Genomic DNA, 10,817 nt, shown 5'->3' with positions numbered 1-10,817 from the left:
GTCCTTGTGTAGCCATTCCAAAAGCACTAAAAATAGCCGGTTTACAATTGAAAGATATTGAACAGACAGAGCTCAATGAAGCGTTTGCTGCTCAAGCGTTAGCCGTGATTCAAGAAGCAGGGCTAAATCCTGAAACAGTCAACGTAAATGGAGGAGCCATAGCCCTTGGGCATCCTTTAGGATGTACGGGTGCGAAATTAAGTATTCAGCTTTTGGAAGAAATGAAACTGCGAAAGCAACAGTATGGAATGGTTACTGCTTGTGTTGGTGGAGGTCAGGGTATTGCCGGTATTTTTGAACGATTCGATTAAGTGACTATAGAAAGTCTTAGTTTAGGAAAGCGAGAGCTTCAAAAACAACAGGTTCGCGAACGTTTGTTTGGACGGACCTAATGACGATTGACCTGAATGATCCTCTGACTTTGATCGCGATTGTGGGGGCTGCGTTTGCGCTGGTTCTTGTCATCCTGCTGATCATGGTTGTGAAGCGTGCAGGGCAATCGACGCAGATGGCGCAGATCGTGGCGAGCCAGATGGGCGGCGTGACCCAGCGAGTACAAATGTTGTCGGACGGTCAGCAGCAGTTGTTTGGCGGCCTGACATCGGTGACCGAGGCGCAGGCGCAGTCGCAGGCCAATATGCTCAAGCTGATGGAACAGCGGTTGCAGAACGTGACCGAGATGATGAACCGCAATTTGACGACCAGTGCCAAAACCACAGCGGCGTCACTTGGCGAACTACAGCAGCGGTTAAAGACCATCGACAAGGCCCAAGAGAACATCACCAAACTGTCCGGCGATGTGCTGAGCCTTCAGGACATTCTGTCGAACAAACAGACGCGTGGCGCATTCGGAGAAATTCAGTTGCATGACATCGTGTCCAAGGCTTTGCCCTCGGACAGCTACAGCCTCCAGCACACTCTATCGAACGGCAAACGGGCCGACTGTTTGATTCACCTCCCGAACCCTCCGGGACCGATTGTGATCGACAGTAAGTTCCCATTGGAGGCCTATGAGGCTCTTCGTCGTGCGAAGTCGGATTATGAGCTGAACGACGCTGCGCGTTTGATGCGGACGGCGGTGCGGACCCACATTAAGGCGATCAATGAGAAGTACATCATCGAGGGTGAAACAGCGGATGGCGCGTTGATGTTCCTGCCGTCCGAGGCAGTCTATGCCGAACTGCACGCCAACTTTAGTGAGTTGGTGCGCGAGGGGTTCAATGCGCGGGTTTGGATCGTCTCCCCGACGACCTGCATGGCGACCCTCAACACGATGCGCGCGATTTTGAAAGACGCGAGGATGCGCGAACAGGCTGGGGCCATTCGCAAGGAACTGGCCCTGCTGTATACGGACGTTGATCGTCTGGGCACGCGAGTTGAAAACCTCGACCGTCATTTCGGGATGGCGGCTAAGGATATCGCAGAGATCAAAATCAGTGCGGATAAGGCGGGGCGCCGTGCGCAACGTCTCGATAACTTTGATTTCGAAGAATTGGCACCCGACGCTGATCCCGCCGTGGTGCCGCTGTCCGTGCCTAAATCTTAACGAACCGCTGCGCGATGCGCGGCAAAAACGAATTGAATTTTAGTGGTGCATCGGTCGCGGCAAGGCAAATGCACGCTTCGCCTTCTTCTGCGATCGGCGTGTGGTTCAAGTCCTCGTTGGCGACTTCAACATCACCTACGCCAAAACGATCGGATTCGTCTTTAAACGCGCCCTGCAGGACCAGCGTCAGTTCTAGGCCGCGATGCCCATGATCGGGCACGGCGACACCGCCTGGAATGTGCAGCAGGCGCACAGTCGCACCACCGTCAGACGCTAGGATCATTTGACGGACGCCGCCGCCAACGGGCCGCCAGCGCACGTCATCTTTGTCACCGCCAACGTAGTCTTGGAGCGGGGCAGGGAAGATACCCTTGGCGTAGCGTTTCTGCGGGGCTTCGGGCGTGTTCGCAATCAGCGCCATCGTCGCGGCGAAGGCGTCGTTTGACATGGAAACTGACCCTGCGGACATCATGACTTCGCCACCCACGGCTTCGAATTCACCGAGGCGAGAACGGCACTCATCACAGAGCGACACATGGGTTGCGACCACGAGGCTGAAGGCTTCGGGAAGGGTGCCAGCGGCGTAGCCCATCAAAAGCTGGTCGGTTAGGTGATGCTTAATTTCAGCCATGTCTTACCTCATCGTGTGGCGCAAGCGGTCCAGCGCCAATCGGATACGGGATTTGATCGTGCCAAGCGGCAGTCCGGTCTGTTCCGCAATCTCAGAATGGCTGAGATCGCCGAAATAGGCCTTTTGGATCAACTCTCGTTGCTTCTCAGGCAGGGCTGCTATCGCCTCACCTAGTTTGTTGGTTTCTTCCTGAAGGACGAGCACCTCTTCCTGATCGGGTTCGGCGTCTGGTCCCCAAGCGAGATCTTCTGGTTCGGGGCGTCGGGCGCGCCGGATCATGTCGATCTGGCGGTTCCGCGCGATGGTAAAAATCCATGTCGCAACACTCGCCCGTGCTGGGTCGAACAATGCGGCTTTGCGCCAGATGGTCGCCATGACCTCTTGGGCGCATTCCTCTGCGACGTCCGCTGACGCGCCTGACCGCATCAGAAACCCTTTAACCCGCGGCGCGAAATGCGCGAACAGGCGCGCAAACGCTGCCTGATCCTGCGTATCGCGGACCGCGTAAATCTCGTCGAGCCATTCGGCCCGAGCGGGGGTCTTCTGTTCGGTCACGCGCGACGTTTCCTTTGGTTTCGATCCAACTGTCTTGGACCAACCATAGCTGTACGGCTGGACAGGTCTATCTGAATCGAGTGTTTGGGTCTGCGTGAACATAAAGATGTTACGCCGCAAAGCGCGTTCTGGATCACCTCGCGAAAGAGTTTCATCCAAAAACCTGTTTGGACCGTAACACCAATAACCAAGTTCGGAGATATCGATGCCATTTGAAAGCCTAACCCCCGCCCCAAGAACTATCGCAGTCATCGGCGGGGGTATTTCCGGCATGGGTGCAGCCTATAACCTCGCTCAACATCATCGCGTCGTATTGCTCGAGGCAGAGGCATCAATCGGCGGGCACGCACGCACTCGTCCAGCCGGCCGCGACGGTGCCGATCTCGTGGATACGGGTTTTATCGTGTTCAACTACGCGAACTATCCGCATCTGACGGCATTGTTCGATGAACTGGACGTGCCAGTAGTGAAGTCCGACATGAGTTTTGGTGCGTCAATTGACGGCGGACGTTTTGAATACGGGCTAAAGAACCTGTCGGCGATTTTTGCGCAGAAGAAGAACGCGCTGAACCCGCGTTACCTTCGCATGATCAGTGACATTTTTAAGTTCAACAGCCGTGCCCTGAGCATCGCAAAGTCTGACCAGACAATGACTGTCGGCGAAATGCTCGACAAACTCGGTGTAGGGTCGTGGTTTGCGGAACGGTATATCCTGCCGCTGTCGGGCGCCATTTGGTCGACACCCGTCGAGAAAATCATGGAATTCCCTGCCTACGCCATGATGCAGTTCTTCGAAAATCACGCGTTGCTTAGCCATACAGGTCAGCATCAATGGTACACGGTTGAGGGCGGGTCGCGGTCGTATGTTACTCGGCTCGAGGCGCAAATGCGTGCGCGTGGTGTTGAGATCCGTACTGGGGCCTATGTCGATGCGGTGCGTCGAACGTTGGGTGGTGTCGAGGTTAAGCTGGTTGGCGCAGATTGGGAGGCCTTCGACGACGTTGTCTTTGCGACCCACTCCGACGATAGCCTGCGCATGTTGGCCGACCCGCGTGCCCACGAAACGGCAGCGCTTTCGAAAATGGCGTATCAGCCGAACCGCGTTGTTCTGCACTCCGACGCATCTATCATGCCGCGCCATAAATCGGTTTGGTCGTCGTGGAACTACACCGAAGTTACTGGCCGCACAGATGAGCCGATTGATTTGACCTATTGGATGAACTCGCTGCAATCGTGGTTAACGGGCGACGACTATTTTGTGACGCTCAATTCGAACCGAACGATCCGCGAAGATTTTATCTGGGACGAGGTGACACTGCGCCACCCTGTTTATGACCTTGGCGCGCTGGAAGCCCAGAAAGAGGTCGCAGCATTTAACGGCACCGATAACACATGGTTCTGTGGCGCTTGGATGAAAAACGGTTTCCACGAGGATGGTCTCTCCAGCGCTTTGGACGTCGTCGCGGGTATCAATACAGCAACCAACGTTCGAGTGGCGGCGGAATGATCCCTGTAGACTACATCGAAGGGCAGACCTTTCATGGGCGGCGTGGCGCGATCCGAAACGCATTTCGCTACTCCATCGACTATGTGCTGCTGGACATGGAGGTCGAGGTGAGTGCGCCGTGGGGCTTTGCTCGAAATTCAGCGCGGCCTTGGTCCGTACGTGATGTAGACCATGGAGGAGCACCCAAACAGGGGCAGGGTGTTGCATGGGTACGCAGCGTTCTGGATGCGCACGGGATCGGACAGATGGGCCGTATCCAGCTTCTGACCCAACCGCGCGCGTTGGGCTACGTCTTTAATCCTGTCAGTTTTTGGCTCTGCCATGATCGTGATGGTGTTCTGCGTGTCGTGATCGCCGAGGTGAACAACACCTTCGGTGATCGGCATTCGTATCTGTGTCACCACGATGACCTCGGGCCGCTAAATCGAAATGGTTGGGTCACAGCGCAGAAGATTTTCCATGTGTCACCGTTCCAGACGATTTCGGGCGGCTACAGGTTTCGGTTCGATATCACGCGGACCGCAATCGATATCGTCATTGAATTTGGAGACGGTGCCGGCGGTGGAGTTGTTGCGACCCTGAGCGGCCCTCGCCGTTCGCTGCGAAATCGGGACATCGCGAAGGCTTATCTTCGTCGTCCATTGGGGTCGTTGCGTGTGATGGGGCTCATCCTTTGGCAGGCGATGAAGCTCCGAAGCAAAGGTGCCAAATATCGTGATCGCCCCGTTCCACCCGTTCAAGACGTCAGCCGTTAGGAGGTAGGTTATGGTTCAGTTTTTTCTTGGCATCTGCGTCGCCTTTGCCCTTGTTCTACTGATCAGTGCGCGGTTCGGGTTTGCAGCGCAGAAGGTTGAGGATTATCCCTCGGGCCGTCCGATCGACATACGTACAGATTTGAACGGAAAGATGCTGTGCAGTGGTGTGATTTATGGTCCGTTTGGACGCGTTGCATCGCGGTTTTTTGGTCAGTTCAACGCATCATGGGACGGAAATTCCGGCGAAATGACAGAGGAATTCCAGTATGATAGCGGTGCTACGCAGCTTCGCCATTGGGACCTGAAGGTTGCGGAAGATGGCACCATCACCGCGACTGCCCCCGATGTGATTGGCACAGCGACGGGTCGTCAGGGGGGCTCTGCTATCGTGCTGAACTACAAGATCAAACTGACCGAGGATGCGGGGGGGCATGTCCTGTCTGTGACAGATTGGATGTATACATCGCCCTCAGGTGAGCTGGTGAACAGGTCGCAATTTCGAAAGTTCGGTATCAAGGTCGGAGAACTCATCGCGACGATGCGTCGGGTGTAAAGATGCGGGACTGGGCTGGCAAAACCTATTGGCTGATCGGCGCAAGCGAAGGACTGGGGCGGGCACTCGCGGAAATAATGTCCGATGCGGGTGCGGAATTGATCCTGTCGGCGCGTTCGGAAGAGCGTCTGCGGGAGGTAGCTGGAAGTCTGTCACGGCCTGCGCGGATAGTGCCAGTCGATGTGTCTGACACCGAAAATGTTCGCGCCGCTGCAGCCTCAATCGGTCCAGTTGACGGCGTGGTGTTCCTCGCGGGCGTCTACTGGCCGATGGCCGCGACCGAATGGAACGCGGATGATGCGGAAACCATGGTTGACGTGAACCTCATGGGGGCGATGCGCGTTTTGGGCGCGACCGTTCCCGACATGGTGCAGCGTAATGAGGGCCACATCGTTCTCACTGGATCTCTATCTGGGTTTCGTGGCTTGCCAGGCGCGCTTGGTTATTCGGCATCAAAGGCTGGAATTATGTCATTGGCCGAAACTATGAAGTCCGACCTTAAGCGAACTGGGATAGAAGTTCAGGTGGTGAACCCAGGCTTTATTCGTACCCGACTGACCGACAAAAACACGTTCAACATGCCGTTCATCATGTCGCCCGAAGACGCGGCGCGCGTGATGTTCGACCATATGAATAGCCGGAAGTTCAAACGCAGCTTTCCGACATTGTTTTCGTGGTTTTTCCGAGCGTCACAGCTGATGCCTGATTGGCTTTATTTCCGAATATTTTGATTTGCGACAGATCAAAGCCACGGTCGGCTAATCGGCACAAAGTTACTGCTATCCATGCGAACGGGAGGCAGCGATGCACATTACATCTGACAAAGTCGCCGAGGTGATCATCCTTGCGCGTGAACTTGATAGAGGCGAGGCCGAGTTTGACGGCTTTGTCGGTCGTCTGAACGAAGAAGAACAAGCGGCGCTTGTGGCGATCTTCTGGATCGGCCGCGGCAGCTTTGAACCCGAAGAATATGCCGAAGCCTATAAGACCGCCATTTCCGAGGCCAGCGCACCAACCGAAGATTACCTTAAAGGGTCGCCACACCTCGCTGACCACTTAGAGAGCGGGTTAGAGGCATTGGGGATCGATAGTTCGGACGCCGAAGACGATCTCTATCGCCGTGGCTGACCGTTAATTTCCAGCGTTTTGTAAATCGCGCAGAATCAGGTCGATGAGCGACTTTGCTTGTTCGTCCGACATCACGGGACCAGCGGGTTCACCGCTGGGCGCGGTCATTGGCAACGGGAGCGGGATCATCCCATCCAACACGCGGGTCATGGTTTCGTGCCAAACCTCTGCGGGTAGACCGCCACCCGTTACGCCAGACAGTGGTGTATTGTTGTCATACCCCATCCACACACCAGTCACGTAGTCAGCTGTAAAGCCAATGAACCACGCATCGCGTGCGCCTTGGGTCGTGCCGGATTTACCAGCAATCTGCCAACCATCGATTTTCGCCCGTTGGCCGGTGCCTTGTTCGATAACCTGATGCATCATCCACGTCAGTTGCGCGGCGCTTTCGTCGCGAATGACGCGTTCGCCAATGCCACCGCCGGCGCCCATGAGGGGCACAGAGGGATTGCGGCGTAGGCTCAACTCAACGAGGCCATAGGGTGCGACCGAAGAGCCGCCGTTCAAGATGCCCGCGTAGGCCCCAGTCATTTCGACAAGCGTTGATTCGGACACGCCGAGTGCGAGGGCCGGACCGTCGGCAAGGTCAGAGCCAATGCCGAACCCAGTAGCCACGCTTTGCACGGAATCACGGCCAACACTTTCTGAAAGAAGGATCGCAGGGATGTTTCGGCTTTCATAAAGCGCTTGGGTCAACGTGATCGGACCTTTGAACTCACGGTCATAGTTCTGCGGACACCATTCGCCAGACCCCACGATACTCATGCAGAGCGGATCGTCGTTAATGATTTCCATCGGGCTGTGGCCGAGTTCGAGGGCGGCCGCATAGACGAAGGGTTTGAACAGAGACCCCGTTTGACGCAGGGCCTGTGTCGCACGGTTGAACGCACCGCCCGATGTTGTTTGGCGACCGCCGACCATTGCGCGGACCGCACCGTCAGATGACATCACGACGATTGCGGCTTGGGCCTCAGAGCCTTCGCGCACTTTGTTTTCGAATACCCAATCTAGCGCGCCTTCGGCGGCCCGCTGGATGCGCGGATCAAAGGTCGTTTTAATGATGACGTCTTCGGTGGTGTCATCGGTGAAATAGGATGGACCCGTGTCCATCACCCAGTCCGCATAATAGCCACCTTGCCGCGCATGGGCGTTCTCAGCCAGCTGCGCCGGATTGGCGAGTGCGTCTTGGGCTTGCGCCTCGGTGATGTAGCCCTGATCGGCCATGAGGCGCACAACGACGCTTGCACGATCCCAGCTCCGTTGGAGGTTAGAGGTCGGCGCATAGGACGACGGGGCTTTGAGCAGGCCAGCGAGAAGAGCTGCTTGGGCAGGGTTCACTTGCGCCGATGAAATGCTGAAATAGCGCTGGCTCGCGGCCTCAAAGCCACGAGTGCCCGCGCCCAGATATGCTCGGTTAAGGTAGATGGTGAGGATCTCGTCCTTTGTATAGCGGACTTCCATGGCCATCGCGTAGATCGCTTCGGTGACTTTGCGCCAAAGGGTGGAGCGACGGCAGTCGGCTTCATATGCAGCTTCATTCGCCCATTTCGCGGAATCGAACGGCTGGCCTTGGCACAAGAGTTTTGCGGTCTGTTGGGTGATCGTAGAGCCACCCGAACCAGAGAGTGCGCCATTGCCGTCCTGAAGGTTGGAGCGGATTGCACCTGCGATCCCGCGCGGAGAGATGCCAAAGTGGCTGTAGAACCGTTTGTCCTCAGTTGCGACGACGGCGTTGCGCAAATTCGGGGAAACCGAGTCAGCGGTGATCGCGCCTGCGAATTGATCGCCGCGCCATGCGAACTGTTGGCCGTTCACGTCGAGCATGGTGACGGAGCCCCGCGCGCGGCCATCGATTAAGGACTCGGCGCTAGGCAATTTGGAAGAGGTATAAAGGACAGCGATTGCGATGATCAGGCTAACGATCGCAGTGCCGCGCCAGAAAATGCTCCAGATCAGGCGAAACACGAACCCAAAGAATGCACCAATGAACCCCAGCGGCCCCTTCTTCTTGCGAGGCTGCTTGGCAGGCTTTTTCTTCGGCGCAGGTTTAGGCGCCGCAGCCTTTTGGGGTGCAGTTGCGTTCGAATAGCGATTCTCGGCAACCAGCGTTGGGCGTTTGCGTCCCGATCCGCTCATTTTCTGTTCTTTCGTTATGCCTCAGGCCAATTCTAACCGCCTTGAGGGGAAATGTTGAGGGACAAGAATCGCCAATGTTGCGTTTTCTTTAAGCCTATTTTTTAATCAAGTCGCACAATTTGTATAATTTTTGGGCACAAACTCATTAATGTGGCATCCCGTTTAGTCCCAGATTGCTTGAGAAAAGGGCATCTAACCCGCTGAGTGTGACTGCGCGATCCGGATTGGGGTCGTTCGAGATAACTCGTAAGGGGAAGAACGTGAAACTCATTATCGCAACTATCAAGCCGTTCAAGCTGGAGGAGGTCCGCGAAGCTGTGACCGCCGCTGGCGTTCGCGGAATGATGGTGACCGAAATTAAGGGCTTTGGCTCCCAGTCCGGTCACACTGAAATCTACCGTGGTGCTGAATACGCAGTGAACTTTGTTCCGAAGGTCAAACTAGAGATCGTCGTGCCTGACAACATGGCTGACCAGATCGTTTCGACCATCGCATCGACTGCGAAGACCGACAAAATCGGCGACGGCAAAATCTTTGTTCTCGACGTCGAGAGCGCGCTGCGCGTGCGCACCGGCGAAACCAACGACGACGCTCTTTGACGCGATCGGATCAGGGGAAATTAAAATGAAACTGACTAAACTCCTCCCGGCTGCTGCGCTGATCGCGCTTCCAGCCATGGGCTTTGCCCAGGAAGAAGGTCCGGTAGCAGGTGTTGATGCCGCTTCCGATACCATCTTCATCCTTAACTCGCTTCTGTTCCTCGTTGGTGGTTTTCTGGTGTTCTGGATGGCTGCTGGCTTTGCGATGCTCGAAGCTGGCCTTGTGCGCACTAAGAACGTCGCAATGCAGCTGACCAAGAACGTCGCGCTCTTCTCTCTGGCAGCGATCTTCTACTACCTGATCGGCTACAACCTGATGTACCCGCTGGGCACATGGTCCATCGACGGCGTTCTGTCGGGCGTATGGTCGACTGCAGCACTCGAAGCTGTTGGCGTTGCTCGTGATGGTGCTGATGACTATGGCTATGCATCCACTGGTTCGGACTTCTTCTTCCAGCTGATGTTCTGTGCAACCACTGCGTCTATCGTTTCGGGTACCCTTGCCGAGCGTATCAAACTGTGGCCGTTCCTCGCCTTCACTGTTGTCCTGACTGCGATCATCTACCCGCTGCAGGCTTCGTGGAAATGGGGCGGTGGCTTCCTTGACGCAATGGGCTTCATGGACTTCGCAGGTTCGACCGTTGTTCACTCTGTAGGTGGTTGGGCTGCTCTTGCTGGTCTGCTGATCCTCGGTCCGCGTATTGGTAAATACAAAGACGGCCGCACTGTTCCGATGCCAGGTTCCAACCTGTCGCTGGCAACTCTGGGTACGTTCATCCTGTGGCTCGGTTGGTTCGGCTTCAACGGCGCTTCGCAGCTCGCTATGGGCACTGTGGGCGACGTGGCTGACATCTCCCGTATCTTTGCTAACACCAACGCAGCAGCAGCTGGCGGTTCGGTAGCAGCAATGATCCTGACCCAGCTTCTCTACAAAAAGGTCGACCTGACCATGGTTCTCAACGGCGCACTGGCTGGTCTGGTTTCGATCACCGCTGAACCGCTGACCCCGACCCTTGGTGCCGCAACTCTGATCGGTGCATTCGGTGGTCTTCTGGTAGTGTTCGTTGTTCCGCTGCTCGACAAGTTCAAGCTCGACGACGTGGTTGGTGCGATCCCTGTTCACCTCGTCTGCGGTATCTACGGCACCATCGCTGTAGCGTTCACCAACCCTGATGCATCCTTCGGCACTCAGCTCTACGGTATCTTGGTTGTCGGTATCTTCACCTTCGTTGTGTCCGGTATCGTTTGGTTCATCCTCAAAGCTGTCACCGGTATCCGCGTCAGCGAAGAAGACGAGATCAACGGCCTCGACATGGCTGAACTGGGTATGGAAGCTTACCCTGAGTTCTCGAAAGGCTGATCTCCCTTCCGATCAGTTTGACGACAAAGGCCCGGGCGTTCGCG

General features: G+C 56.0%; 11 protein-coding genes and 1 pseudogene. 9 read left to right on the top strand and 3 right to left on the bottom strand.

The genetic code is table 11. From position 1 onward, the window contains the following. A pseudogene (locus tag AC1QQ2_RS10960) lies at positions 1-311 on the top strand (acetyl-CoA C-acyltransferase); the annotation flags it as partial. A gap of 80 nt (positions 312-391) precedes the next feature. Beyond that, a complete protein-coding gene (locus tag AC1QQ2_RS10955; protein ID WP_479713169.1) occupies positions 392-1,546 on the top strand; it encodes a DNA recombination protein RmuC in 1,155 nt (384 codons plus the stop codon). Here AC1QQ2_RS10955 and AC1QQ2_RS10950 read toward each other — a convergent pair. Both AC1QQ2_RS10950 and AC1QQ2_RS10945 read right to left on the bottom strand, forming a co-directional pair. Further along, on the bottom strand, positions 1,536-2,177 hold the full coding sequence (locus AC1QQ2_RS10950) for a ChrR family anti-sigma-E factor (RefSeq protein WP_438987917.1): 642 nt from the start codon (positions 2,175-2,177) through the stop codon (positions 1,536-1,538). The two genes, AC1QQ2_RS10955 and AC1QQ2_RS10950, sit on opposite strands and share 11 nt — an antisense overlap. Positions 2,178-2,180: 3 nt before the next feature. Continuing rightward, a complete protein-coding gene (locus AC1QQ2_RS10945) occupies positions 2,181-2,834 on the bottom strand; it encodes a sigma-70 family RNA polymerase sigma factor (RefSeq protein ID WP_105234017.1) in 654 nt (217 codons plus the stop codon). 103 nt (positions 2,835-2,937) lie between these two features. Here AC1QQ2_RS10945 and AC1QQ2_RS10940 point away from each other — a divergent pair, with 103 nt between their 5' ends. The 5 genes from AC1QQ2_RS10940 to AC1QQ2_RS10920 all read left to right on the top strand — a co-directional run bounded on the left by AC1QQ2_RS10940 (position 2,938) and on the right by AC1QQ2_RS10920 (position 6,675). Then, the gene (locus AC1QQ2_RS10940; RefSeq protein WP_479713168.1) at positions 2,938-4,239 is read left to right on the top strand and encodes an NAD(P)/FAD-dependent oxidoreductase; all 1,302 of its coding nucleotides are present in this window, start codon (positions 2,938-2,940) and stop codon (positions 4,237-4,239) included. Beyond that, a complete protein-coding gene (locus tag AC1QQ2_RS10935) occupies positions 4,236-4,994 on the top strand; it encodes a DUF1365 domain-containing protein (protein WP_479713167.1) in 759 nt (252 codons plus the stop codon). The genes AC1QQ2_RS10940 and AC1QQ2_RS10935 overlap by 4 nt, the downstream gene beginning before the upstream one ends. Before the next feature lie 10 nt (positions 4,995-5,004). Beyond that, positions 5,005-5,547: a DUF3833 family protein gene (locus AC1QQ2_RS10930; RefSeq protein WP_479713166.1), complete on the top strand. Its 543-nt coding sequence runs from the start codon at positions 5,005-5,007 to the stop codon at positions 5,545-5,547. A gap of 2 nt (positions 5,548-5,549) precedes the next feature. Next, positions 5,550-6,278: an SDR family NAD(P)-dependent oxidoreductase gene (locus AC1QQ2_RS10925; RefSeq protein ID WP_479713165.1), complete on the top strand. Its 729-nt coding sequence runs from the start codon at positions 5,550-5,552 to the stop codon at positions 6,276-6,278. Positions 6,279-6,351: 73 nt separating this feature from the next. Next, on the top strand, positions 6,352-6,675 hold the full coding sequence (locus AC1QQ2_RS10920) for a DUF3775 domain-containing protein (protein WP_479713164.1): 324 nt from the start codon (positions 6,352-6,354) through the stop codon (positions 6,673-6,675). A gap of 3 nt (positions 6,676-6,678) precedes the next feature. Here AC1QQ2_RS10920 and AC1QQ2_RS10915 read toward each other — a convergent pair whose 3' ends face one another. Beyond that, the gene (locus AC1QQ2_RS10915) at positions 6,679-8,814 is read right to left on the bottom strand and encodes a transglycosylase domain-containing protein (RefSeq protein WP_479713163.1); all 2,136 of its coding nucleotides are present in this window, start codon (positions 8,812-8,814) and stop codon (positions 6,679-6,681) included. Positions 8,815-9,074: 260 nt separating this feature from the next. Between AC1QQ2_RS10915 and AC1QQ2_RS10910 the strand changes: the two genes are divergently transcribed. Continuing rightward, entirely contained in the window at positions 9,075-9,413 is a 339-nt protein-coding gene (locus AC1QQ2_RS10910) for a P-II family nitrogen regulator (protein ID WP_067552058.1), read from the top strand. Between the two features lie 25 nt (positions 9,414-9,438). Beyond that, positions 9,439-10,773 carry an ammonium transporter gene (locus tag AC1QQ2_RS10905; RefSeq protein ID WP_105234024.1) on the top strand — a complete coding sequence of 445 codons (1,335 nt, stop codon included), beginning with the start codon at positions 9,439-9,441 and terminating at the stop codon, positions 10,771-10,773. The last annotated feature ends 44 nt before the right edge of the window (positions 10,774-10,817 follow it).

The organism is Aestuarium sp. (assembly GCF_023253315.1).
In the GTDB taxonomy this organism is placed as follows: domain Bacteria; phylum Pseudomonadota; class Alphaproteobacteria; order Rhodobacterales; family Rhodobacteraceae; genus Marivivens; species Marivivens donghaensis.
Note: the sequence above shows the minus strand (reverse complement) of the source record. Positions and strands in the feature narration are given on the sequence as shown.

What these genes read in the sequence shown, in the direction of transcription:
- AC1QQ2_RS10950 (WP_438987917.1), bottom strand. Translation starts at nt 2,177, where the DNA reads ATGGCTGAAATTAAGCATCACCTAACCGACCAGCTTTTGATGGGCTAC.
- AC1QQ2_RS10930 (WP_479713166.1), top strand. Translation starts at nt 5,005, where the DNA reads ATGGTTCAGTTTTTTCTTGGCATCTGCGTCGCCTTTGCCCTTGTTCTA.
- AC1QQ2_RS10915 (WP_479713163.1), bottom strand. Translation starts at nt 8,814, where the DNA reads ATGAGCGGATCGGGACGCAAACGCCCAACGCTGGTTGCCGAGAATCGC.
- AC1QQ2_RS10920 (WP_479713164.1), top strand. Translation starts at nt 6,352, where the DNA reads ATGCACATTACATCTGACAAAGTCGCCGAGGTGATCATCCTTGCGCGT.
- AC1QQ2_RS10935 (WP_479713167.1), top strand. Translation starts at nt 4,236, where the DNA reads ATGATCCCTGTAGACTACATCGAAGGGCAGACCTTTCATGGGCGGCGT.
- AC1QQ2_RS10905 (WP_105234024.1), top strand. Translation starts at nt 9,439, where the DNA reads ATGAAACTGACTAAACTCCTCCCGGCTGCTGCGCTGATCGCGCTTCCA.
- AC1QQ2_RS10945 (WP_105234017.1), bottom strand. Translation starts at nt 2,834, where the DNA reads ATGTTCACGCAGACCCAAACACTCGATTCAGATAGACCTGTCCAGCCG.
- AC1QQ2_RS10925 (WP_479713165.1), top strand. Translation starts at nt 5,550, where the DNA reads ATGCGGGACTGGGCTGGCAAAACCTATTGGCTGATCGGCGCAAGCGAA.
- AC1QQ2_RS10940 (WP_479713168.1), top strand. Translation starts at nt 2,938, where the DNA reads ATGCCATTTGAAAGCCTAACCCCCGCCCCAAGAACTATCGCAGTCATC.
- AC1QQ2_RS10955 (WP_479713169.1), top strand. Translation starts at nt 392, where the DNA reads ATGACGATTGACCTGAATGATCCTCTGACTTTGATCGCGATTGTGGGG.